Raw genomic sequence first — 24,757 nt, 5'->3', positions numbered from 1 at the left:
GGCGCGGGTCCATTGCCCGGCCCCTGCGTCTGACTTTGGCCCTGGCCCTGACTCTGGCTCTGACCATGCGAAGGTCCGGACGCGCCGCCGCCGCCCGGCCCGGAGGCGGGCGGGGTCATCGGGCGGCCTCTTCTGGCCGTCCCGCGCCGGTCAGCGGCTGGCAGGTCATGCGCTTTCCTCCCGAAACGGGCCTGCCCGAACGGGCATCGCCCGGGTCAGGCCCTTCTAAATGCCCGGACCGCGCCGCAGATCAAGGGTCATCGGGAATTCGCGATGATAAATTTCCTGCGGCGGCAGATAGGCCCCCGGGTTGTGGCCGAAGGGCTGGAACCGGGCCAGACGGCGGGCCTCGGCCTCGTTGGCGTTCACCGGGAAGGTATCATAGTTGCGCCCGCCCGGGTGGGCGACGTGATAGGTACAGCCGCCGATGGCGCGGCCCGACCAGGTGTCGAAGATGTCCAGGGTCAGCGGCGCATGGACCGGGATCACCGGATGCATCGCCTCGGGCGGCTGCCAGGCCTTGTAGCGCAGCCCGGCCACCGAGACGCCCGCCTCGCCGGTCTTGGTCAGCGGCAGGCGGCGGCCGTTGCAGGTCACGGCGTAGCGATCGGGGTCGGCGCCCGACAGCTTCACCTGCAACCGCTCGGTCGAGCTGTCGGTATAGCGCACCGTGCCGCCGATGGCGCCGGTCTCGCCCAGCACATGCCAGGGTTCCAGCGCCTGGCGCAGCTCCAGATGGGCGCCCTCGTATTCGACCTCGCCGCAGAAGGGGAAGCGGAATTCCTGCTGGGCCACATACCAGTCGGGGCGGAAGTCGAAGCCGTGGCGGCGCAGGTCGCCCAGCACGTCCATGAAATCTTCCCAGACGAAATGCGGCAGCATGAAGCGATCGTGCAGCGTGGTGCCCCAGCGGGTGAACTCGCCCCCCATGGGCGCGTTCCAATAGCGCACCAGAAGGGCGCGGATCAGCAGTTGCTGGGCCAGGGACATGCGCGGATCGGGCGGCATCTCGAAGCCGCGGAACTCGACCAGACCCAGGCGCCCCGTGGGCCCATCGGGCGAGAACAGCTTGTCGATGCAGATCTCGGCCCGGTGGGTGTTGCCGGTGACATCGGTCAGCAGGTTGCGCAGCAGCCGGTCGGTCAGCCAGGGCAGCGGTTGCATCCCCTGCCCCGGGGCCGGGATCTGGCTCAGGGCGATCTCCAGCTCATAGAGGTTGTCGGCGCGGCCCTCGTCGACACGCGGCGCCTGGCTGGTCGGGCCGATGAAGAGGCCCGAGAACAGATAGGACATCGCCGGATGCCGCTGCCAGTGCAGCACGAGCGAGCGCAAGAGGTCGGGGCGGCGCAAGAAGGGGCTGTCGTTGGTGGTGGCGCCGCCGACGACAACGTGGTTGCCGCCGCCCGTGCCGGTATGCTTGCCGTCGATCATGAACTTGTCGGCCCCCAGCCGGGTCTGGCGGGCCTCTTCATAGACGGCTTCGGTGATCGCGCGGCATTCGTCCCAGTTGGCCGCCGGGTGCACGTTCACCTCGATCACGCCCGGGTCGGGGGCCACGCGGATCACGTTCAGGCGCGGATCGTGGGGCGGCGCGTAGCCCTCGATATGCACCGGCAGGTCCAGCGCCTCGGCGGCGGCCTCGGCGGCGGTCAGCAGCTCCAGGTAGTCCTCGACATTGGTGACCGGGGGCATGAAGACGCACAGCCGCCCGTCGCGCGGTTCCACCGCCAGGGCGGTACGCACCGAACCGGCCACCGACTCACCCACGAACTGCTGCTCGCTGCGCGACTGGTGATCGGCATCGGGGCGGAAGCTGGCCCGTGCCTGATCCTTGGCCTGATCTCTGGCCTGATCCTTGGCCCCCTCGCGCCCCTCAAGCCGGGCCTGGATCGCCGCCCGGGCCTCGGCCCGGGCCTCGGCACCCGTGGGATGGCCGTCTTCGCGCGCGTCCAGCTCTTCCTCGGCCAGGGCGCCCGTGTCGAAATCGGGCAGGTCGCCGCGATCCACCGTGGGATCGGCGGGATTGATATAGGGATATTGCGCCGGCGGCACATGGGGCAGCGAATCCAGCGGCATCCGGTATCCCACCGGGCTGTCGCCGGGGATCAGGAACAGATGGCCGCGCCGAAACTGCCACAGCTCGGTCTGCCAGCGCCCCGAGGACGACCGCCCCTGCCAGCGCTGGATCGGCAGCACATGGCCCGAGGGCTTGGTCAGCCCGCGCTCGAACACCCGGGCGATGCGGTTGCGCTCTTCTGCGTCCTTCAGCTTCGAGTTTTCGGGGGTCACGTTGTTGGGCAGCTGCGCCTCTTTCAGGATCCACTGGGCCGGATCCTCATAGGCGGGCAACACGCAGTCCTCGCCGACGCCAAGGGCCTTGGCCATCTCGGTCAGGAAGGCCGCGCCCTTTTCCGGCGGCAGCTCCTGGGCGTCCTTCTCCTTGGCGATCAGATCGGCGTTCTTCCAGACCGGCCTGCCATCCTGGCGCCAGTAAAGGGAGAAGGTCCAGCGCGGCAGGGTCTCGCCCGGATACCACTTGCCCTGGCCGTAGTGCAAAAAGCCGCCGGGCGCGAAACGGTCACGCAGCCGCCGGATCAACCCATCGGCCAGCCCACGTTTCATCGGGCCCACGGCGGCGGTGTTCCATTCGTCGCTTTCGAAATCGTCGATGGATACGAAGGTCGGCTCGCCGCCCATGGTCAGGCGCATGTCGGCGGCCGAGATCGCCTCGTCCACCTTGGCGCCCAGATCGTTCAGCGCGTCCCAGGCCTCGTCCGAGAAGGGTTTCGAGATGCGCGGATGTTCCGCCACCCGGGTGACGGTCATGTCAAAGTCGAACGCGACCTCGGGCGCGCCGTCCGAGGAAAAGCCCCCGGCAATCGGGGCGGCGTTGGAATAATGCGGCGTGGCGGCGAGCGGGATGTGGCTTTCCCCGGTCAAGAGGCCGCTGGTCGGATCCAGCCCGATCCAGCCCGCGCCGGGCAGATAGACCTCGGCCCAGGCGTGCAGGTCGGTGAAGTCGTGATCGGTGCCCGAGGGGCCATCCAGCGCCTCAAGATCCGGCTTCAGCTGGATCAGATAGCCCGAGACGAAGCGCGCGGCGAAGCCGAGGTGCCGCAGGATGTCGATCAGCAGCCAGGAGGTATCGCGACACGACCCCTTGCCGATCTTCAGCGTCTCTTCGGGGGTCTGCACCCCCGGCTCCATGCGGATGACATAGCCGATCAGGTTCGACAGATGGGCATTCAGCCCGACCAGCATGTCGACGGTGCGCTGTTCGCTGCGGTCGATGCTGGCCAGCAGGGCCTTCATCCGCTTTCCCGGGCGCAGCGGCTTGCGATAGACCTTCAGGTCGCCCTTGATGTCGTCGGGGTACTCGAACGGCCAGACCTCGGCCACCTCTTCGACGAAGAAATCGAAGGGGTTGTAGACCGACATGTCGGCCACCAGGTCGACCTCGATCTTGAACTCGCGCACCGGCTCGGGGAAGACATAGCGCGCCATCCAGTTGCCGTAGACATCCTGTTGCAGGTTCACGAAGTGCTTTTCGGGCGTGACCTTCAGCGAATGCGAGATGACCCGGGTGCGCGAATGCGGCGCGGGCCGGAGGCGGATGATCTGTGGCCCCAGGGTGACCGGTCGGTCATACTTGTAATGGGTCAGGTGATGGATGGCCGCCTTGATCGACATGGGTCCGCCTTCTGGCAATGATCATTCGTAGTCGCCGCCCAGCGTTCCATGCTTTGCCGTGTGCTTGCAACGGATAGTCCCCGGCAGAGCCGCCACGGGCGGGAACCGTGGCCGATCTGCCCGTGTGCCGGGCAGCTGTGGCAGGGCACCGCCCGCTTCGGCAAATCCGCTTGGCGGTGCCCGGGCGCGCGGCTAGAAAGACGGTCCCATCAGACGAGGTTCCCGACGTGACGACCCCCGCCCCCACCGACGCCGCCCCCCGCATCGCCCGCCTGATCGCGACCGAGATCAGCGCCCGCCCCGAGCAGGTCAGCGCCGCGGTCACCCTGCTGGACGAAGGCGCAACGGTGCCCTTCGTCGCGCGCTACCGGAAGGAAGTGACCGGGGGCCTCGACGACACCCAACTGCGCACCCTCGCCGATCGCCTGGCCTATCTGCGTGAGCTGGAAGACCGGCGCGGCGCCATCCTCAAGTCCATCTCTTCGCAGGACAAACTGACGGATGAACTGGCCCTGTCCATCGCCCGGGCCGAGACCAAGGCGCAGTTGGAAGACATCTACCTGCCCTACAAGCCCAAGCGCCGCACCAAGGCGATGATCGCCAAGGAGAACGGGCTGGAGCCGCTGGCCGAGGCGATCCTGGCCGATCATGCCGCCGACCCCGAGGCCCTGGCCGCCGGTTACGTCACCGAGGCGGTCGAGGACACCAAGGCGGCGCTGAACGGCGCCCGCGACATCCTGACCGAGCGGCTGGCCGAGGATGCCGAGCTGGTCGGCGCCCTGCGCGATTTCATGCAACGCGCCGCCGTCATCACCGCCCGCGTGGTGCCCGGCAAGGAACAGGAAGGTGCAAAGTTCTCGGATTATTTCGACCATAGCGAAAGCTGGGCCAAGGTGCCCTCGCACCGGGCGCTGGCCATGCTGCGCGCCTCGAACGAGGGTGTCGTGACGGTCGAGATCACCCCCGCCGAAGACCAGGCCGACCGCCCCGTCGACATGATCGCCGCCAAGCTGGGCGCCTCGGGCACCGGGCCGGGGGATGCCTGGCTGCGCAAGGTGGCGGGCTGGACCTGGCGGGTGAAACTGTCGCTGTCCATGACGCTGGACCTTTTGTCGGACATGCGCACCCGCGCCCATGACGAGGCCATCGGCGTCTTTGCCCGCAACCTCAAGGATCTGCTGCTGGCCGCCCCCGCGGGCGCCAAGGCGACCCTGGGCCTTGACCCGGGGATCCGGACGGGGGTGAAGGCCGCCGTGGTGGATGAAACCGGAAAACTTCTGGCCACCGATACGCTTTACCCCTTCCAGCCCAAGAAGGATGTCGAGGGGGCAAGCCGCGCCATCCTGGCCATGGTCGCGAAACACAACGTCGGCCTGATCGCCATCGGCAACGGCACCGCCAGCCGCGAAACCGAACGGTTGGTGGCCGATACCCTGAAACGCCTGCCCGACAGCGTGGCGAAACCTACCAAGGTGGTGGTCAGCGAGGCCGGGGCCTCGGTCTACTCGGCCTCGGAACTGGCGGCGCGGGAATTCCCCGATCTCGACGTCTCCTTGCGCGGCGCGGTCTCGATCGCGCGGCGCTTGCAGGATCCGCTGGCCGAACTGGTGAAGATCGAACCCAAAAGCATCGGCGTCGGCCAGTACCAGCACGATGTCGACCAGCACCGCCTGGCCAAGTCGCTGGAAGCGGTGGTCGAGGATGCGGTGAACGCCGTGGGCGTCGATCTGAACACCGCCTCGGCGGCGCTTTTGTCCCACGTCTCGGGCCTGGGCCCTGGGCTGGCCGAGGCCATCGTGGCGCACCGCGAGATGGAGGGCGCCTTCCGCTCGCGCAAGGATCTGCTGAAGGTCGCCCGCCTGGGTCCGCGCGCGTTTGAGCAATGCGCGGGCTTTCTGCGCATCCGCGACGGGGCCGAGCCGCTGGATGCCTCGGCCGTCCACCCCGAAGCCTATGACGTGGCGCGCAAGATCGTCTCGGCCTGCGGTCGCGACCTGCGCCAGATCATGGGCAACGAACAGGCCCTGAAGGGGCTGCGCGCCGAACAGTTCGTCGATGACCGCTTCGGCCTGCCCACGGTGCGCGACATCCTGGCCGAGCTGGAGAAACCGGGCCGCGACCCGCGCCCCAGCTTCAAGACCGCCAGCTTTGCCGATGGGATCGAGGAAATCTCGGACCTGCGCCCGGGCATGGTGCTGGAAGGGACGGTGACCAATGTCGCGGCCTTCGGCGCCTTCGTCGACATCGGCGTGCACCAGGACGGGCTGGTCCACGTCAGCCAGCTGGCCGACCGCTTCGTCAAGGATCCCCATGAGGTGGTGAAGGCCGGTGACGTGGTGAAGGTCACGGTCACCGAGGTGGACGCACCGCGCAAACGCATCGGCCTGTCGATGAAGAAGGACGGCGGCGCCTCTGCCCGCGATGCCAAGCGCGAGCGTGACGCGGGCCCCTCGGGCCCCCGTGGCGGCGCGGGTGGCGGCGGCAAGGGCGGGCCCCGTGGCGGCGGCGCCCCGCGAGGCGGGCCGAAAGGGCCGAAGAGCGCCCCCCGGAACGAGGCGCCCAGTGCCCTGGGCGCGGCATTGCTGGATGCGATGAAAAAGCGCTGATCAGCCGTCGGGGAAAAAGCCGGTCATCAGCGGATCGGCATAGTCGTGCATCAGGGCCGCGCGCGAGGGCCAACGCCCGGCGCGCGCCGCCATGTCCACCGCCGAATTGATCAGCCCCATCACGCATTGCGAGGCGATGGCGGGATCGACGGCGCGGATCGTGCCCTCGGCGATCCCGTCCGAGATCATCCCCGCAAAACGCCGCGCCAGCCGGTCCGAGCGGGCGATGGCCTCGGGGCGCATCTCTTCGGGCAGGGCCAGCAGCGCGGTGTCGCGCAAAAGCGGCTCCTCCCCCGCCAGCTGCGCCTCCAGCAGGGTGGCCACCGCCGCGCCCAGCTTTTGCCACTGGGTTTCGGGCAGGGCGGCGGCGCGGTGCTGGGTCGCCGTGACCCGCCCGAAAGAACGGTCGAAACAGGCGCGCACCAGATCGTCCTTGCCGCTGAGGTGGTGATAGAAACTGCCCTTCGACAGTTGCAGCTCTCCGGCGATCCGTTCCACCGAGGCGCCGCGATAGCCGCGGTCGTTGATCAGCCGGGTGGCGACACGCAGATAGGCCTCGGGCGAGGTGCCGGGCGGCGCCGCCGCCTGCCCTTCGGCGGGCAAGGGGCTGCCCTGCCAGCCCTGTCCCTGCGGCGCCAAGCCCCGGTCCAGCAGATCGGCCAGCCGCGCCTCGACCCGGGGGAAATCCTCCAGCGCATAAAGCCGCTGCCAGGTGCGCGACCAGTGCAGCACGTCGCAGAGCAGCTGCGCCCGGGCCAGGGCCTGGCCCTTGCCCGGCCCACCGCCGCCCTCTGTGGCGCCCTCGCGCGGCCCCAGGCGCGATGCCACCCGGGCGACCAGCCCGAAGTAGCGCGAGATCAGCCGCCCCCGGGCGGGCTCTTCCAGCGCGCGCATGTCCGACAGCACGGTCAGCGGCGCCTCGTCGCCGCGCCGGATCGCCGTGGCCTGGGCGAAATTGCGCGCCAGCACCGCGTGCAGATAGGCGCGCGGTCCCTGCTCGGGGGCCGCCTCGGGGTCGAGGACACGGGCGAAACGGCTTAGCGCATCCTCGACCGCGGCCTCGGCCAGCAGCTCTTTCTTGCGGAAATAGTAGGTGACGGAATTGGTGTTCAGCCCGACCATCCCGGCCACGCCCACCAGGGTCAGCCCCTTCAGCCCGCGCCCGGCGATCTGCCGGGCCGCGGCGGCCACGATAGCCTCGCGTTTCAGCCGGTAGCGGTCGGTTTCGCCGGGGCTGTCGGGGGCCGTGGCGGCGGAAAGGTCTGAGGCATCCATGGCCCTGAATAGCAGCCGCCCGTGCTTGTGTCATCCGGGCGCACCGGTGGCCTTCGCCCCACCCTGTGCCCTCCGGGCGGCGGGCCTTCCTTCGGGCGAGCGCCCGTCCTCGGGCGCGCGGGCGGCCCCGCCGCCCCTCTGCCCCGGGGCCGGTCCCTAGGCCCGGTCCGAGGCGATCTCGGCCCCCGCGGGATCCGCCTCCCGGCTGCGGCGGCCGCGCCAGCGCAGCCAGCCCGCCGCGCCGCCAAGCGCCAGCACCGGCGCCCCGATCAGCCACAGCAGCACCGCCAGCCCGACCGGCAGGCCCAGCGTCAGCGCCCCTCCGGCCAGGCCCAGGGCGGCACCGCCGCCCAGAAATGTCAGCACAAGCCCCGCGCCGTCGGGCAAACCGCCCTTGTCGGCGTCACACGCGTCACTCATCACACCCTCATCTTCTGCCACACGGGGCGCAGGATGGGGCAAAGGTCTTAAGGCCCGGTAACCCGCCCTCAGGCGTGATCGGGGGCCTGGGGAAACAGGCCCGAAACCCGGCGGCCCAGGGCGTCCATGTAGGTCAGGATCACCGGCACCACCACCAGGGTCAGCACCGAGGAGGAGATCAGCCCGCCGATCACCGCATGAGCCATCGGCGCGTTCTGCCCCGAGCCGCCATGCAGGTTCAGCGCCAGGGGCATCATGCCGAAGATCATCGCCAGGGTGGTCATCACGATGGGCCGGAACCGCGTGGCGCCCGCCTCGACCAGCGCATCGAAGAGGTGCCAGCCCTCGCGCACGTGCTGGTTGGCGTTGTCCACCAGCAGGATGGCGTTCTTCACCACCAGACCCATCAGCATGATGAACCCGATGGCCGAGAACATGTTCAGGGTCGAGCCCCCCACCAGAAGCCCCAGCATCACCCCGACCAGCGCCAGCGGCAGCGACGACATGATGGCGAAGGGTTGCAGGAAGGACCCGAACTGCGAGGCCAGCACCAGGTAGATGAAGATCACCGCCAAGAGGAGCGCCGCCCCCGCCGAGGCGGTGGTTTCGGCGATATCCTCGGCATCGCCGCCCATGGTGGCGCGGTAGCCCGGCGGGGTGGCCAGGGCGTCGATCTTTGCCTGAACGGCGGGGGTCACCTCGCCGGTGGTCAGCCCGTCGAGGTTGGCGGTGACCTGGACCGAGCGTTGGCGGCCCTCGCGGTTGATCTCGCCCGGGCCTTCGGTGCGTTCGACCCGGGCCAGCTGGTCCAGGCGGATCACCCCGCTGCCATCGGGCGCGGCGGCGATCGGCAGGGCGCCCAGGGCCGAGACGTCATCGCGGAAGGCCTGCGGCAGGCGGATCGTCACGTCCAGCGAATTGCCCTGCGGGTCGGTCCAGTCGGACACGGTCGAGCCGCTGAGCATCGGGTTCAGCGCATCCCCCACCTGGCGCAGCGACACGCCGAGGTCCGACGCCGCGTCGCGGTCGATGCGGATGCCCACGGTGGGCTGCGGGTCGTCCAGCGAGGTGCGCACATCCACCAGCCCCTCGACCTGGCGCATATCGCGGGCCAGCTGGGCGGCCAGCCGTTCCAGCACATCCAGGTTGTCGCCGAAGATCTTCACCTGGATCGGCGCCTCGACCCCGCCCAGCCCGCTGTCGGCGGACACGATGTATTCGGCGCCGGGCACGGAATGCAGCGCCTCGCGCACCAGCCCGGCCAGGTCCGACGGCGTCCGCTCTCGCTCTTGCGGTGGCGACATCTGGGCGTAGAGCGTGGCCACGTTGCTGCCCGAGGAGGTGCCGGAATTGACCGTGGCATAGGTGCCGGTGATCTCGGGGAAGCCCGCGCGCAGCACCGCGTCGACCTGGGCGATCTTCTCGGCGGTGCGCTCGATGGTGGATCCCACGGGGGTGGTCAGCTCGACCTGGATCTCGGAATTGTCGGCGGGCGGCACGAACTCGGCGCCGACCAGCGGGAAGGTTGCCAGACCGGCGACAAAGGCCAGCACCGCCGCCAGCAGGGTCATCTTGCGCCAGCGCAGGCAGATCCGCAGCAGCGCCACATAGCGCCGCCCGATCCATTCGAACAGCCGGTCGAACTGCGCCACCGCGCGGCCGATGATCCCGCGCTTGGCATCCGGCGCCGCCGAGGGATCGTACCAGACCGAGGACAGCATCGGGTCGAGCGTGAAGGACACGAAAAGCGAGATCAGCACGGCGACCGAGACCGTGACCCCGAATTGCAGGAAGAACCGGCCCAGGATGCCTTCCATGAAGGCCACGGGCAAGAAGACGGCGACGATCGACAGGGTGGTGGCCAGCACCGCCAGGCCGATCTCGTTGGTGCCGTCCAGCGCCGCGTCATGGTGGGTCTTGCCCATGTGCAGGTGGCGCATGATGTTTTCCCGCACCACGATGGCGTCGTCGATCAGGATCCCCACGGCCAGCGACAGGGCCATCATCGACATCATGTTCAGGGTGAAGCCCAGGAAATAGATCACCGCCATGGTGCCGATGATCGAGATCGGCAGGGTCAGCCCGGTGATCACGGTAGACCGCCAGGAGTTCAGGAAGAGGAACACAATGGCGGTGGCCAGCAACGCCCCCTCGATCAGCATCGACTGCACCGAGTGGAAGCTTTCCTCGACCGGCTTGGCATTGTCGCGGATCACCTCCAGCGTGACCCCCTCGAACTGGCTTTCGCGGGCCATCTTCGCCAGTTCGGCGCGCACGTCCTCGGCCACGGCCACGGTATTGGCCCCTTGGGTCTTCACCACGTCCACGGCCAGGGCGCGGCGGCCGTCCAGCATGGCCAGGCTTTCCTCATCCGCCAGGTCCAGGCCGATCTCGGCCACATCGCCCAGGCGCACCGGCTGGCCGCCGCGCCGGGCGATGATCACGTCGCGGAAATCGCGCAGGTCGGGCAGACGGCCCTGCACCTGCACCGATTGCGCGCTGGCGCCGCCGGTCACCTCGCCCGCGGGCAGGTCGGTGTTGTCGGCGCGCAGGGCGGCGATCACCTCGGACACGCCCAGCCCCAGCGAGGCCTGGCGGTCGGGGTCGATCTGAACCTGCACCTCGCGCGGCAGGCCACCGACGACCGAGGCGCGCCCCACGCCCGAGATATTGGCCAGGCGGGTGGCGATGACATCCTCGGCCAGGCGGGTCATGGCCCCCTGGTCCATCCCCTCGGACGAGATGCCGATGGAGAGTACCGGCAGTTCGTTCGGGTCGAAGCGCAGGATCTGCGGCTCCTCTGCGGCATCGGGCAGCTCGGCCTCGATCTGGGCCAGCTTGTCGCGCACCTCTTGCGCGGCGCTGGCGCTGTCGACCTCCAGGTCGAACATCATCAGCACGAAAGAGGCGCTGGTCTGGGCGGTCGACTGGATGCTGTCGAGGCCCGAGATGGTGGACACCGCATCCTCGATCGGCTCGATGATGTCGGCCTCGACCGCCTCGGGCGTGGCGCCGGGATAGGCGGTGACCACGGCGACCACCGGGAAATCCACATCGGGCAGCTGTTCCACCGGCAGGCGCTGGTAGGAAAAGAGGCCGATCACCAGCATGGCCACCATCACCATGGTGGCAAAGACCGGCTGGCTGACGGAAATGCGGGTGAGGATCATTGATCCTCTCCCACCACCAGGATGCGGCTGCCCGGGCGCAGCTGGTCCAGCGGTTGCGCCACGATCACGTCGCCGGGCGCCAGGCCCTGGGTGATCTCGGCCAGAGCCCCGGCCTCCCAGGTGCGGGCCAGGGTGACGGGCTGGCGGATCACCCGATCACCCTCGCGCTTCAGCACGAAGGTCCCCTCGCTGTCTTCGCGCAGGGCGTCGGCGGGGATGCCCAGGGCGCCCTCGAGCTGCTCCAGCACGATGCGCCCGGCGGCGAACATGCCGCCGCGCAACAGGCCCTCGGGGTTGGCCAGGGTCACGTAGACCGGCAGCATCCGGGTGCCTTCGATCGCCACCGGGCTGATACGGTCGACGGTGCCGCTGAAGTCGCGGGCGGTGACCCCTTCGACCGAGAGTTCCACACGCTGACCGGGCGCCAAGAGCGGGGTGTAGCGCACCGGCACGGCGGCCTCGAATTCCAGGCTGGACAGATCGACCAGCGAGACCAGCGGACTGCCGGTGGAGACATAGGCGCCGGGATCGACCGTGCGGTCCGAGATCACGCCCGAGAAGGGCGCGGTGACATGGGCGTGTTTCAGGTTCTCCTCGGCATTGGCGACGGATTTTTCCTGCGCGGCCAGCGAGGCGGCGATCTGGTCGACCTCGGCCCGGCCCGCCTCCAGCTGGCTTTCGGGGGCCAGGCCCCGGGCGACCAGCGACTGGGTGCGCTCGAGCTGGGTGCGTGCCAGGCGCAGCTGCGCGCGGGTGGCGGCGGCGGTGGCGCGTTGCTGGTCCAGCTGGTTGCGCAGGGTTTCGACGTCCAGTTGCACCAGAAGCTGGCCCGCCTCGACCGCCTCGCCTTCGCGCACCAGTACCTCGGTCACCCGGGCCGAGACCTCGGCCGGGATCGCCAGCTGGCGCACCGGCGACAGGGCGCCGGTGGCCTTCACCGTCTCGCGCAGGCGGGCGGGCTGCACCTCGGTCAGTTCCGAGGGCAGCAGTTGCATCACCTGCTCGACGGTTTCTTCGGTCTGGGCCTCGGGGGCGCCCTCCCCGGCCCCTGCCGGGGCCTCTTCGGGGGCACCGCGCAGGGCGGCCAGCTGCGCCGCGCCGCCCTGCTGATACCAGACCACCGCGCCCGCCACGGCCAGCGCCAGCACCAGCCAGAGGATCCAGCCGCGCCGCTGCCGGGGCGGCAGACCCGCGTCGGCGCGCTCTTTCGCGCGCTTCTCGCGCCGGGTCAGCGCCCAGTCGGGCTTCGCCGGATTGCCCTTTTCGGCGGGAGTGGTCTCAGTGCTCATCTCGGTCGGCTCCTCCCGGCACGGGCGGGCCGTCCTGGCCCAGGCGCGCCGTCCATTCGTCCATGAAATCTGCGGATTTGCGGTAGAAATCGGCGAAGTCCTCGACCCGGCCCCGGGCCGCCGCCATCTCGGGCGGGAAGCCCGCCGCCAGATGGCCCACCGTTTCGGCATTGTTGCGGAAGCGCTGCGCGACACTGCGCAGCAGCGACAGGCTGGGGTTGGGCACCGCCAGCCAGGCATCCTGGCGCGCGCCCAGGGGGCGCACCCGGCGCAGACAGCCCTTGCCCTCCAGAAGCCGCGCATTGGTCGAGGCCGAGGCCTTGGAGATGTGCAAGGCCTCGCACATCTGTTGCAGGCTGCGCGGTTCGCCCGCAACGATCAGATAGGCCAGGACCTGCCCGGCAATGCGCGGGCCGCCCTCGGACTGCCACAAAAGACCCATGGTCTGGATGAAATCATTGATCGCCGCGTCGCTCATGTCGCCCGTCCTGCCACGAGCGTGCAGTCCGTTCAATACAGAATGAACGCAATAGCCAAATCGTGAGCTGCGGGCTGGGCGCCCCGCCCGGCGATCCGGTGCGCGAGAGCCTAGGGGTGTGCGTCTCCGCTGGCGGCGCGGATCATCTCGGCCCGGGCGATCAGGGTGTCGGGCGCGGCGGCCAGCGCCGCCCCGTCCACCTGCGACAGCGCCTCTGCCTCGTCGCGCGGCACGCCGAAACTCCGCAGCACGGCGGCGACGGACAGGCAAGCGTCCCCCGGTTGGGCGACCCCGTTTTCCTCGCGGATCAGCACCGACAGCACGGCAGTCTTCAGGACGTTCTTCACCAGCCAGTCGGGCAGCGCGCAGAACCGGCCCGAGACCGCACCCTCCGCCAGATAGGCGGGCAGCGGCTCTTCCAGCAGGTCCACCGGGCCAAGGCCCGTGCGGGTGGAGAAACAGCCGATGATCCGGTAGCGACGGCAGGTCTGGATGAAGCGTTTGATGTCATGGGCCAGGGCCCGCGCCGGATCTTCCGAGACGCGCGGCTCTTGCAGCACCATCTCGAGGATTTCATGGCCCATGGTGACCTTCGCGGCCTCGAAGAGGGCCTCCAGCGTATCGAAATACTTGTAGAAGGTGCCGCGCGCCACGCCCGCCTCGGCCACGATGTCCTCGATCACCACGTCACCATGGGGCTTGGCGGCGAAGACCAGCACCGCCGCCTCGATCAGGCGGTGGCGCATCTTCTCGCGGCGCGCGGCGGCGACGATCTTGCGGTGGTCCTCGGTCACGTCGCGCGCGCCTTCGTCGTGTCATCGCCCGGCTTGGGGCGTTTCACCCCGAAGACCGCGCAGTAAAGGGCCGGGGCGAACAGCAGCGTGATCAGCGTGCCCGCGATGATGCCGCCCATCATGGCAAAGGCCATGGGCCCCCAGAACACCTGGCGCGAGATCGGGATCAGCGCCAGCGAGGCCGCCGCCGCCGTCAGCAGGATCGGCCGGGCGCGGCTGTCCGAGGCCTCGAACACCGCTTCCCAGCGGGTGCGGCCGCGATCCAGCAGGTCCTTCACCTCCTGGAACAGGATGATCGAGTTACGGATCAGGATGCCGATCAGGGCCAGCACGCCCAGGATGGCGACAAAACCTAGGGGCGCGCCTGCGGGCAGCAGGGCCGCCACCACACCGATCATTCCCAGGGGCGCCACGGCCAGCACCACGAACATCAGGCGGAAGCTTTGCATCTGCACCATCACCAGGGTCAGCATGATCAGCACCATGATCGGCACAACGGCGGCAATCGGCGCCTGGCTTTCGGCCGAGCTTTCGACGGACCCGCCCACCTCGACGCTGTAGGCGGCGGGCAATTGGGCGGCGAAGGCCTCGATCGCCGGAGCCAGGTCATTGACCACCGTGTCAGGCTGGTCGCCATTGGTGATCGCCGCCTTGACGGTGATCGTCGGCACCCGGTCTTCCTGGTGGATGACAGGCTGTTCGGTGGTCCATTCCAGCCGTGCGAAGGCCGACAGGGGAATGGGTGTGCCATTGGCATTGCCGAATTGCAGGTTCTCCAGCGAGTCCAGCGTCGTGCGGTCGGCCTCGACGCCGCGCGCCAGCACCGAGACCAGCTTGGTCCCGTCGCGCAGATCGGTCACCGGCGCCCCTTCGAACAGCGAGTAGAGGGCCTGGCCCACATCCTGCTGGCTGAGGCCCAGCTGGCGCAGCCGCGCCTGATCCAGAACCACGCGCACCACCCGCGCCGGTTCGTTCCAGTCCAGCGAGATCGCCGCCAGGCGCGGTTCCTCCGCAAGGGTCGCGGCCAGATCCCGGGCGTGATCGCGCAGCGTCTCGTAGTCCGGCCCCGCGACCCGGTATTGCACCGGCTTGCCCACGGGCGGGCCCATTTCGACGAACTTGGGGAAATACTCTGCCGCCGGGCGCGTCTTGTCGAAGGCCGCGATCTTGTCGCGCAGGCTGTCGCGTTCCTCGTTCGAGGCGGTCATCAGCACCACCTGGCCGATGTTCGGCGTGGCGGTCAGCGCATCCAGCGTCAGCAGGAAGCGCGGCGCGCCGCGACCCACATAGGTGGACCAGTATTGCGCCTCGGGTTGCTCGGCCAGCCAGGCCTCGAAGACCTTGATCTCGGCATCGGTGGCGGCGAAATCGGCGTTCTGGCGCAGGGTCACGTCGACCATGATCTCGTTGCGGTCCGAGGTCGGGAAGAACTGCTGCTCGACCTTTTGCAGCCCGACGATAGAGACGCCGAAGACCGCGATGGTCAGCACGATGGTCAGCCATTTGAACCGCATCGCGCCGCGCAACACCACGTGGAAGATGCGCCGGATCCGCCCGGCCTTCTGCGCGTGATGCTTCATCTTCTTGGGCAGGAAGGTGGCCCCCAGCACCGGGGCAAACAGCACCGCCACCACCCAGGAGATGACCAGCGAAATGGCGATCACGTAGAACAGCGAGCGGGTATATTCCCCCGCCTGGCTGGCGTTCAACCCGATGGGGATGAACCCCGCCACGGTGACCAGCGTGCCCGACAGCATCGGGAAGGCGATCGAGGTCCAGGCATAGCTGGCCGCCTTGCCCAGGCTTTCGCCCAGTTCCAGACGGGAAATCATCGTCTCGATGGCGATCATCGCGTCATCGACCAGCAGGCCCAGGGCGATGATCAGCGCCCCCAGAGAGATCCGTTGCAGGGTGATCCCCATGGCATCCAGGATGACAAAGGTGATTGCCAGCACCAGCGGGATCGACAGCGACACCACCAGGCCCGCGCGCAGGCCCAGCGACACGAAGGACACCGCAAGAACGATCACCACCGCCTCGACCAGGGCCTGGACGAAGTGGTTGATCGAATGTTCCACCACCTCGGGCTGGTCGGCCACCTTGTGCATCTCGATGCCGATCGGCAGCTCGGCCGCGATCCGGTCCATCAGCGCGTGCAGCTCTTCGCCAAATTCCAGGATGTTCTCGCCCTCGCGCATCCCGATGATCAGCGCGATCCCCTCTTCGCCGTTGAACCGGTACAGCTCCGACGGCGGATCCTCATAGCCCGAGGTGACCTCGGCCACATCGGCCAGGGTGAAGAAGGTCTCGCCCGCGCGCAGCGGCGCATAGGCCAGGTCCTGGGCGGTCTCGAACTGGCCCGAGACCCGCACCAGGATGGTTTCCGCCCCGGTATGGATGAAGCCCGAGGGCACGATGGCGTTCTGGGCGGCCAGGGTGTTGATCACCGTCTGCTTGTCGAGGCCAAGCGCCGCCAGCCGGGCGGTGGAAAACTCCACATGCACCACCGGCTCGCGCACCCCCAGCAGTTCGACCTTCCCCGCCGCATCCAGTTGCAGCACCGCCGAACGTACCTCTTCGACCCGCTGTTCCAGCTCGCGCGGGCTGAACCCGTCGGCGGTGAAGGCGTAGATCGAGCCGTAGACATCGCCGAAATCGTCGTTGAAGTAGAAGCCGCCGAATTCGTCGGGCATCTGGCCGCGAATGTCGGACATCATGTTGCGCACCTTCAGCCAGGTGTCATCCACGGCGTCGCCGCGCACCTCGGCCAGCAGGTCGACATAGACCATGGTCTGGCCCGGGTAGGTGACCGAGCGGGTGGTGTCGAGATTGTCCAGCTCCTGCAATTTCTTCTCGATCCGGTCGGTGACCTGGGTCACCGTCTCTTCGGCGGTGGCGCCGGGCAGCGCCGCCGAGACCACCATGGTCTTGATGGCGAAGGTCGGATCCTCTTCGCGGCCCATCGAGGTATAGGCGAAGGCGCCCGCAGCCAGGCTGATGATCATCAGGAACCAGACGAAAGAGCGGTGGTTCAGCGCCCAGTCGGAGAGGTTGAAGCCTTTTTTCATTGCGCACGCTCGCTGAGTTCACGTTGGCCGACCGTCTGGCCGTCTTGCAGGGACCGGGCGCCCCGCACGATGATTTCGTCGCCCACGGCAATGCCGCTGCGCACCTCGACGCGCCCGTCCAGGACGGCGCCCAGGGTCACCGGCACCAGGTGCACGCGCCGGGCGCCGGGGCCCACGCGCCAGACCGCCGGGGCCTCTTCGCTGCCGGTCAGGGCCGACAAGGGCAGCGTGGTCACCGCCTGGGCCTCGGCCAGATAGGTGGCCGAGATCAGGCTGCCGATGCGGAACAGGCTTTCGTCGCCGGTGATCGACAGGCGCAGGCGGCGGGCGCGCAGCGCCTCGTCGGCCACCGGCTCGACCAGGCGCAGACGCGCCGCCACGGCCCGTTCACCCCCCTCGTGACGGCGCAGTTCGAACTGCGCCTCCTCGGGCAGCAGGGCCAGAAAGTCGCCGGGCACGTCGATCACCGCCTCGCGGTCGCTGAGCCCGGCCAGGGTCACCACGGTGGTCCCCGCCGAGACCACGGTGCCCGCCTCGACCGGCGCGGCCAGCACCACCCCGTCCATCGGCGCGGTCAGGCTGCCATAGGTCAGCGCCTCGCGCGCCGAGGCCAGGTCGGCCTCGGCGGCGGCCACCTGGGCGGCGGTGGCGTCGCGCCGTGCCAGGGCCTGTTCCACCTGCGCCTGGGCAGCGATGTCGCGATCGGCCAGGGTGCGCACCCGGGCATAGCTTTGTTCCGCGAAGTCCGCCTCGGCCCGGGCCGAGGACAGGGCCGCCTCGGCGGCGCTCACGTCTTCCTGAAGGCTGACCCGGTCCAGCACCGCCAGCACGTCGCCCGCGGCCACCACATCGCCCGGGGCCACGTCCAGCCGGGCAATCCGCCCGATGGTCTGGAAGGCCAGGTCGGCCTCGTGCTTGGCCTCGATCGTGCCCGGGAAGGCGCGTTGCCGCGTCGGGTCGGCCGAGACGATCTCGGTCACCACAGGGCGCGGCGCGGCGGGGGCCGCGCTGTCCTCGGCACCGGCACCGTCAGAGGCCAGGACGCCCCCGGGCAGGGCGGCGCCCAGCACCAGAGCCAGGCACAGCACCACCCCGGCCCCAAGGGTCCGGCGGCGCGGGAAAAGATGCGAAACCATGGTCATTTCTCCTCCAGCACGATCACCTGGCGCCCGGGAAACAGCGCGTGCGAGCCCTCGGCCACCACCCGGTCGCCCCCGGTCAGCCCCGAGGCCACCTCGACATGATCGCGGGTGAACCCGTCGATCTCGATCCGGGTCAGTTCCACCCGGTCGCTGCCCTCGGGCAGACGCCACACGGCGGGCCCACCCTGCCCGGCGGTCAGCGCCGTCCAGGGGATGGCGATCACCGGGCGGTCGGTCAGGCGCAATTCGCCGATCACCGCCTGGCCGATGGTGAAATCGCCCGCCGCGTCGCCGGTGATCCGCGCCTTGGCAGTCACCGTGCCGGTCTGCGCCACCACGGGCGACACCTCGGTCACCGGCACCCGCAGATGCACCTCGCCCTCCAGCGGACGGATCGCCACCTCCTGGCCCAGCATGTCGGCCAGGCGCGGGTCGTCGGGGGTCAGGAAGACCGCCTCGCGGCCTTCGCGGGCGGCCAGGGTGACGATGGGCTGGCCCTGCCCCACCACCTGGCCCGGCTCGGCAGAGCGGTCGGTGACGATGGCATCGTCGACGGCGGTCAGCACGGTATCCTCGAAGGCGCGGCGCGCCGTGGCCAGCTGCGCCTCGGCCTGATCGCGGGCAGCGCGGGCGGTCAGATAGGCCTCGGTCGCGCTGTCCAGATCCGCCTGGGTGCCGGAACCGCGCTCCAGCAGGCTGGCGGCCCGGGCGCGCGCCTGTTCGGCCTGGTCCAGCGCCGCCTGGGTGGCATCGACAGAGGCCCGCGCGGCGCGCAACGCGGCCTCGGTGCGCGTGGGATCGACCCGGGCGATCTCATCGCCCTTGGCGACCACATCGCCCACGTCCACGGCGACAGAGATCACCCGCCCGCCATCGCGGAACCCCGCCGGATAGCTGTCCAGCGCCTCGATCGTGCCGGTCAGGCGGATACTGCGCTCGGGCGCGGTCATCCGGGCGGTGACCACGGTCACCGGCAGGGCGGCAGCGCCGGGGTCACCCTCGGCCGCGCGCGCCACGGGACTTGCCACGGGGCTCAGGGCCAGGACGGCGGGCAGGGCCAGCAGGGCCAAACGTCGGGTCAGTATTCGGGTCATGGGGGAGGCTCCAAGGACACGCCGGGTCACTTCGGCCAGATCGCCCAAAGTGACACAAATGTCAAGATGACGGTTCTGTCATTTCGAGAGAGCACCCCCGTCCCGCGCGCAGGTGCCCAAGCCAGAGGCACCGCCCCCGCCCGACCGGGCGCGCCGCCGGGGTCATGCGCCCCTTTCCCATCCTGAAGGCTGAAAATACTCCGGGGGGAATTGCGGCGCAGACGCAAGGGGGGCAGCGCCCCCTGCCCCGCCCGCAGCCTGCGAAACGCAAAGGGCCCCGCCACTGGCGGAGCCCCCGAGGCCCGAACAGCTCGGGCGCCCTTGCGATCCTCGGATCAGAAGGTCTTGGCCAGAGACACCTTGAAGGTCCGGCCCGGCGCGGTGCGGGCCGACAGACGCGGCTGGTAGGTCTCATCGGACAGGTTCTCGACGCCGAAGCGCACCTCGGTGCCGTCGAAGGCGCCCATCTGCGGCTTGTAGGTGGCCCGCAGGTTATAGAGCGTATAGCCATCCGCCTGGGTGCCCCGGTCGATCTCGTCGACAAAGACGGTTTCCAGCGACAGGTCCAGCGTCTCGCCGAACTTCTGGCCCAGGGTCAGGCGCAGCTCGTCCGCCGGAGCCATGTCCGACCAGGCGCGCGTGCCGTTGTCGAACTGCGTGCGCGAGCGCATCACGTTGGCGTTGGCGTCGATGTAGAAGCCGCTGGCCATCGAATAGGCCGCCTCCAGCTCCAGACCCCAGGTATCGCCACCAATCTTGTTGGCCAGGAAAGAGGTCATGTCCCAGAAGTGCTGGTTGTAGGCGGTGGCCTTCAGCGCCAGCGCATCGCCCGAGGCGAAGACGTCGAAGCCGTCATAGCTGATGCCCATCTGGATCTCGGTCGCCTTCTCTTCCTGCACGACGTAGTCGGCATCATCCAGGTCGTCGATGATCGGCAGGGCCTCGCCGTAATAGGCCGACCCGAAGAGGGACACGCCGTTGTCGAAGCGGTAGAGCGCGCCGATCCCGGCACTATAGGCGACGTTGTCGTATTCGCCGTACCCCCCGGCGCTAAAGCGATCCTCGCTGCCGTCGATGGTCTGGGTCTCGACCCGGAACTCGGGCGTCAGGGTCAGGCGGCCGATCTCCATCTCGTCCGACAGGAACAGCGCCGCAGTGGTTTCCTTGCCCTCGGGGGCCGATTCCACCACGTCATCGGTGGTCCGGTGCGAGCGGGCGAATTCCACCCCGGCTTGCAGGCTGTGGCCCACCCGACCGGTGACGAAATCGGCGGTGTTCTTCACCACCAGCTTGGTGGTGCGGGTGCGATAGCCCGTGTCGGTGAAGGCCAGGTTGGCGGGCACCGGACGCGCCAGGGCGTAGTTGTCGACGTAAAGCTCGGAATAGGACAGGTCGGCCTCGATATGGATCAGATCCGAGGTCGGGCTGTCGTATTCGTAGGACAGGACGAAGGTGTCGTCTTCGGTGTCGCGGTCGACATAGCCGAAGATGAAGTCGAACATGGCATTGCCGACCTGGTTGAAGGGCACGTTCCGCTCGGCGGCCTCGGTATGCTGCAACAGCACGCCGACCTTGTGTTCGTTGCTGTCGCCGAAGGTCAGGCGGCCGTTGATCAGCCAGGACGGCTCGTCATAGCCTTCCTCGTTGATCGGATTGCCCGCACCATCCTCGATGATGTCGACCTCGCGGTAAGTGTAGTTGCCCAGGATCTCGATATTCTCGGTCGGCTGCCAGGCCAGGGTGGTGGAAGAGGCCCAATAGTCGTTGTCCGAGAACTCCAGCAGCTGACGCACCTTGAAGCCCGGTTCGCCGCCGGTCATGTCAGAGGCCTGGATAGGCTCCATCTCCAGCAGACCACCGAAGAGGCCGGACCCGAAGCTTAGCGTGCCGGCCAGGCCACGGGTCACCGCCACTTCGCGGAAGAGGGCGGGATCGGTGAACATCTGGGTGCTCATCCGGTACAGTTCATCCGCGCCCTTGGTCGCACCGCCGATGGTGACGCCGATGTGGCTGGAACCGCCGTAGGATCCGTTGGGCCCGTAGCCCCGGATGTTGATCCCCGAGCTGAGCGGGGTGCGCGCGCCGTAGACGCTGACGCCCGGCGCCGATTCCACCAGTTCGGCCACGGTCGAGGCCTGGCGGTCGCGGATCTCTTCCAGGTCGACGACGGTGACGGAATTGGCGGTATCGGTCTGCACCTCGCGCTTGGACTGCACGGTGATCGGCGCCAGCTCGATGGCGGCGGCATCGGCGCTGTCCTGGGCGGCAAGCGGGGTGGCAATAAGGGTGGTCGCGGCACTGCACATCAGCAGCGCACGCACGGAGGGTCGTGCGGACATGGGGGTCCCCTTGGTTGAGCGAGTGGATAGGGAGGCTGGCCAAGAGGCTGGCTAATCACGAAATTTTGGGCCCTGTGCCGGTCTCCCCACCGACGGGCTCTTGCGCCGCCTAGGATACTTTACTAATCCTGTCAACTAACCCGAGAGACGCCAGCCGGCCCTGTTGCCAATGCGCCAGCCCTCCGCTTCCCCCCATCCGGGACCTGAGAGGATACCGCATGACAGAGATCGCCGCCGCGCCCGCGCGCGCCGTAACCGGGCCCGCGCCCAGCCCCGAAACCATCCGCCAGGCCCTGGCCGACAGCACGCAACGCCCGCGCGATCTGGCCGAAAGCCTGGGCGTGGGCGAGGCCAGCTTGCTGGCCGCCCAGGTCGACGGCGAGACCGTCACCCGGATCGAGGCCGACCCCGATCAGCTGCTGGCCGCGATCCCCGAGCTGGGCGAGGTCATGGGCCTGACGCGCAACGAATCGGTCGTCAGCGAGATCAACGGCATCTACGGCGGCTACCGCCGGTCCGAACACGCCGGTCTGGTGCTGAACGGGCGCATCGACATGCGCTTCTTCCCTTCCCGCTGGATCCATGCCTTCGCGGTGATCGCCCAGACCAAGGCCGGGCCGCGCCACAGTTTCCAGGTCTTCGATGCCGCCGGTGACGCGGTGCACAAGGTCTATCTGGCCAAGGGCGCCGATCCCGCCCCCTGGGCGGCGCTGCGCGACCGGCTGCGGCTGGCCGATCAGGGCCAGGTGCTGGAGCTGGCCCCGCGCGAGGCGGTCGAGCCTGCCCGCGAGGCCCCCGAGCAGGCCGAAGCGCTGCGCGCCGCCTGGGCCGAGCTGGGCGACACCCACAAGTTCGGCGCCATGTGCAAGACCTTCGGCGTCAACCGCCTGGGCGCCTATCGCACCGCCGGCGCCCCCATGGCGCGCAAGCTGGAACCGGCCTCGGTCGGGCGGCTGCTGCACCGGCTGGCCGACACCGGCACGCCCTCGATGATCTTCGTCGGCAACGCGGGTTTCATCCAGATCGTCTCTGGCCCCATCGGGCCGATCAAGGAAATGGGCCCCTGGCTGAACGTGCTGGATGACGATTTCAACCTGCACCTGCGCGGCGATCACATCGCCGAGGTCTGGGTGGCCGAGAAACCGACGCGCCGCGGCCCCGCCGTGTCGGTCGACTTCTTCGACGCCCGCGGCGGGCTGATCGCGCAGATCTTCGGCCACCGCACCGCGGAGATCGACCACAACGCCGCCTGGATCGCCCTGGTCGAGGAAGAAGTGGCGCGCCTGGCCGAGACCCGGACGGAGGAACCGGCATGAGCGCGCCCCGGAGCCTTCCCGGCCTGACCCGCCGCACCCTGCTGGCCACCGCGCTGGCCGCAGCCCTGCCCCTGGCCGCCCAGGCCCAGCCCGCGCAGCGCATCGTCTCGATCGGCGGCGCGGTGACCGAGATCGTCTTTGCCCTGGGCCAGGAACACCGTCTGGTGGCCCGCGACACCACCTCGGTCTACCCGGCCGAGACGGAGCTGCTGCCCGACGTGGGCTATATCCGTCAGCTCAGCCCCGAGGGCGTGCTGTCGGTCGGCCCCGACATGATCCTGACCGAGGAGGGCGCGGGCCCGCCCGAGGCGGTGGCCCTGCTGGAACACGCGGGCCTGCCCTTCGCCGTGGTGCCGAACGGCTTCGACACCGAGGCGCTTCAGACCAAGGTGCGCACCGTGGGCGCCGCCTTGGGGGTCGAGGCCGAGGCCGAGGTACTGGCCGCCGATCTGGGCCGCCGCATGGCTGAAGCCCAGGCCGAGGCGGGCGCCGAGGGGATCCGCGTTCTCTTCGTGCTGTCGGCCCAGGGTGGGCGCGTCATGGCCTCGGGCCAGGGCACGGCGGCGGATGCGATGATCGGCCTGGTCGGCGCCGAGAATGCCGTCAGTGGGTTTGAGGGCTACAAGCCCCTGACCGACGAGGCGATCACCCGCGCCGCGCCGGACGTGATCCTGCGCATGTCGGGCGGCGGCGCCGATCACACCACCGGGCCGAACACCCTGTTGGACAACCCCGCCGTGGCGGCCACACCGGCCGGGCAGGCCGATGCCTTCGTCACCATGGACGGCATGTACATGCTGGGATTCTCGATCCGCACCCCCGAGGCGATGCACGACCTGGCCACCGCCCTGCGCGAGGCCGCGTCGAAGACGTCGGCCCCCGCCCAGACCCCCGCCGAGGAGGGCTGAGGCCATGGCGGCGATGACGGCAACCGACACGGCGGGCCAGCGTCCCGGCGCCCCTGATCGCTCCGAGATCGGCGCGGTGCTGCACCAGGGCGACCGCCGCCAGCGGGCGCGGCGACTGCGGCTGGTGCTGATCGCGGTGCTGGCGGTCTGCGTCGCCGCCAGCCTGGCCATCGGCGCCGCGGGCACCAGCCTCTGGGCCGCCCTCTGGGACGGGCTGCGCGGGCAGGAGGTGGCCCTGGCCGACCGGATCGTGCTCTGGCAGATCCGCCTGCCGCGCACCCTGATGGGCATGGGCGTGGGCGCCGCGCTGGCGGTGTCGGGGGCGCTGATGCAGGGGCTGTTCCGCAACCCGCTGGCCGATCCGGGCATCGTCGGCGTGGGCGCGGGCGCCAGCCTGGGCGCCATCGCCGCCATCCTGCTGTCGGGCCTGCTGCCCGCCGGGCTGGCCGCCGCCATGGGGATCTACACCGTGCCGATCGCCGCCTTTGTCGGCAGCTGGATCAACACCATGCTGCTTTACCGCGTGGCCACCCGCGCCGGGCGCACCTCGGTCGCGGTGATGCTGCTGGCGGGGATCGCCCTGGGCGCGCTGACCGGGGCGGTCTCGGGCGTGCTGATCTACATGGCCGATGACAACCAGCTGCGCGACCTGACCTTCTGGGGCATGGGCTCGCTGGCCGGGGCCACCTGGACCAAGGTGGCCACCGGGCTGGCGGTGATCGTACCGGCCCTGCTGGCCGCCCCCGCCCTGGCGCGCGGCCTCAACGCCCTGGCCCTGGGCGAGGCTGCGGCCTATCATCTGGGCATCCGTATCCAGCGGGTGAAGAACCTGGCGATCCTGGCCGTGGCTGCCGCCACCGGCGCCGCCGTGGCCATGTCGGGCGGCATCGGCTTCATTGGCATCGTGGTGCCGCATCTGCTGCGCCTGGCCTCGGGCCCCGATCACCGCGAACTGCTGCCCAATGCCGCCCTGCTGGGGGCCTCGCTGCTGCTGCTGGCCGATATCATCAGCCGGGTCATCATCGCCCCCTCGGAACTGCCCATCGGGATTGTCACCGCCGTTCTGGGCGGCCCGTTCTTCCTGTGGATCCTGCTGCGCCAGAGAGGAGTTCTGGACCTGTGAGCCGTCATGACCCCCTGCACGCCCCCGCCCATGCGCCCGCCCCGG

15 protein-coding genes are annotated in these 24,757 nt (G+C 69.4%); 4 read left to right on the top strand and 11 right to left on the bottom strand.

Annotation, left to right across the window (positions count from 1 at the left end; translation table 11 throughout):
- Window positions 1-225: 225 nt before the first annotated feature.
- Window positions 226-3,690, bottom strand: a complete 3,465-nt coding sequence (locus ACRARE_RS12095) for a transglutaminase family protein (RefSeq protein WP_432656697.1) — start codon at window positions 3,688-3,690, stop codon at window positions 226-228.
- A gap of 227 nt (window positions 3,691-3,917) precedes the next feature.
- On the opposite strand from ACRARE_RS12095, the gene ACRARE_RS12090 reads away from it, so the two are divergent.
- On the top strand, window positions 3,918-6,296 hold the full coding sequence (locus ACRARE_RS12090; protein WP_432656696.1) for a Tex family protein: 2,379 nt from the start codon (window positions 3,918-3,920) through the stop codon (window positions 6,294-6,296).
- On the opposite strand, the gene ACRARE_RS12085 is transcribed toward ACRARE_RS12090, so the two are convergent.
- The 10 genes from ACRARE_RS12085 to ACRARE_RS12040 form a co-directional block, all read right to left on the bottom strand.
- A complete protein-coding gene (locus tag ACRARE_RS12085; protein WP_432656695.1) occupies window positions 6,297-7,571 on the bottom strand; it encodes a TetR/AcrR family transcriptional regulator in 1,275 nt (424 codons plus the stop codon).
- A 156-nt stretch (window positions 7,572-7,727) separates the two neighbouring features.
- Complete coding sequence (locus tag ACRARE_RS12080; protein WP_432656694.1) at window positions 7,728-7,991, bottom strand: hypothetical protein; 264 nt, start codon at window positions 7,989-7,991, stop codon at window positions 7,728-7,730.
- A 68-nt stretch (window positions 7,992-8,059) separates the two neighbouring features.
- Window positions 8,060-11,161 (bottom strand): efflux RND transporter permease subunit, encoded by a 3,102-nt coding sequence (locus ACRARE_RS12075; RefSeq protein WP_432656693.1) that lies wholly within the window; start codon window positions 11,159-11,161, stop codon window positions 8,060-8,062.
- The gene (locus ACRARE_RS12070) at window positions 11,158-12,450 is read right to left on the bottom strand and encodes an efflux RND transporter periplasmic adaptor subunit (protein WP_432656692.1); all 1,293 of its coding nucleotides are present in this window, start codon (window positions 12,448-12,450) and stop codon (window positions 11,158-11,160) included. Before ACRARE_RS12070 ends, ACRARE_RS12075 begins: the two co-directional genes overlap by 4 nt.
- Complete coding sequence (locus ACRARE_RS12065; protein ID WP_432656691.1) at window positions 12,440-12,928, bottom strand: GbsR/MarR family transcriptional regulator; 489 nt, start codon at window positions 12,926-12,928, stop codon at window positions 12,440-12,442. The genes ACRARE_RS12070 and ACRARE_RS12065 overlap by 11 nt, the downstream gene beginning before the upstream one ends.
- A gap of 110 nt (window positions 12,929-13,038) precedes the next feature.
- Window positions 13,039-13,722 carry a TetR/AcrR family transcriptional regulator gene (locus tag ACRARE_RS12060; protein ID WP_432656690.1) on the bottom strand — a complete coding sequence of 228 codons (684 nt, stop codon included), beginning with the start codon at window positions 13,720-13,722 and terminating at the stop codon, window positions 13,039-13,041.
- Window positions 13,719-16,790 carry an efflux RND transporter permease subunit gene (locus ACRARE_RS12055; RefSeq protein ID WP_432656689.1) on the bottom strand — a complete coding sequence of 1,024 codons (3,072 nt, stop codon included), beginning with the start codon at window positions 16,788-16,790 and terminating at the stop codon, window positions 13,719-13,721. The genes ACRARE_RS12060 and ACRARE_RS12055 overlap by 4 nt, the downstream gene beginning before the upstream one ends.
- On the bottom strand, window positions 16,787-17,926 hold the full coding sequence (locus ACRARE_RS12050) for an efflux RND transporter periplasmic adaptor subunit (RefSeq protein WP_432656688.1): 1,140 nt from the start codon (window positions 17,924-17,926) through the stop codon (window positions 16,787-16,789). Before ACRARE_RS12050 ends, ACRARE_RS12055 begins: the two co-directional genes overlap by 4 nt.
- Window positions 17,927-17,928: 2 nt before the next feature.
- A complete protein-coding gene (locus tag ACRARE_RS12045; protein ID WP_432656687.1) occupies window positions 17,929-19,026 on the bottom strand; it encodes an efflux RND transporter periplasmic adaptor subunit in 1,098 nt (365 codons plus the stop codon).
- A 335-nt stretch (window positions 19,027-19,361) separates the two neighbouring features.
- Window positions 19,362-21,365: a TonB-dependent receptor plug domain-containing protein gene (locus ACRARE_RS12040; protein WP_432656686.1), complete on the bottom strand. Its 2,004-nt coding sequence runs from the start codon at window positions 21,363-21,365 to the stop codon at window positions 19,362-19,364.
- A 218-nt stretch (window positions 21,366-21,583) separates the two neighbouring features.
- On the opposite strand from ACRARE_RS12040, the gene ACRARE_RS12035 reads away from it, so the two are divergent.
- From ACRARE_RS12035 to ACRARE_RS12025, 3 genes are read left to right on the top strand one after another with little or no spacing between them, the layout of a single operon-like run.
- Window positions 21,584-22,681 carry a hemin-degrading factor gene (locus ACRARE_RS12035; protein WP_432656685.1) on the top strand — a complete coding sequence of 366 codons (1,098 nt, stop codon included), beginning with the start codon at window positions 21,584-21,586 and terminating at the stop codon, window positions 22,679-22,681.
- Window positions 22,678-23,589 (top strand): heme/hemin ABC transporter substrate-binding protein, encoded by a 912-nt coding sequence (locus ACRARE_RS12030; RefSeq protein ID WP_432656684.1) that lies wholly within the window; start codon window positions 22,678-22,680, stop codon window positions 23,587-23,589. The genes ACRARE_RS12035 and ACRARE_RS12030 overlap by 4 nt, the downstream gene beginning before the upstream one ends.
- Before the next feature lie 4 nt (window positions 23,590-23,593).
- Window positions 23,594-24,712 (top strand): FecCD family ABC transporter permease, encoded by a 1,119-nt coding sequence (locus ACRARE_RS12025; RefSeq protein ID WP_432656683.1) that lies wholly within the window; start codon window positions 23,594-23,596, stop codon window positions 24,710-24,712.
- The last annotated feature ends 45 nt before the right edge of the window (window positions 24,713-24,757 follow it).

Source organism: Pseudooceanicola aquaeponti (assembly GCF_050897975.1).
GTDB lineage: Bacteria > Pseudomonadota > Alphaproteobacteria > Rhodobacterales > Rhodobacteraceae > Pseudooceanicola.
This window is presented reverse-complemented; position numbering and strand designations above follow the sequence as displayed.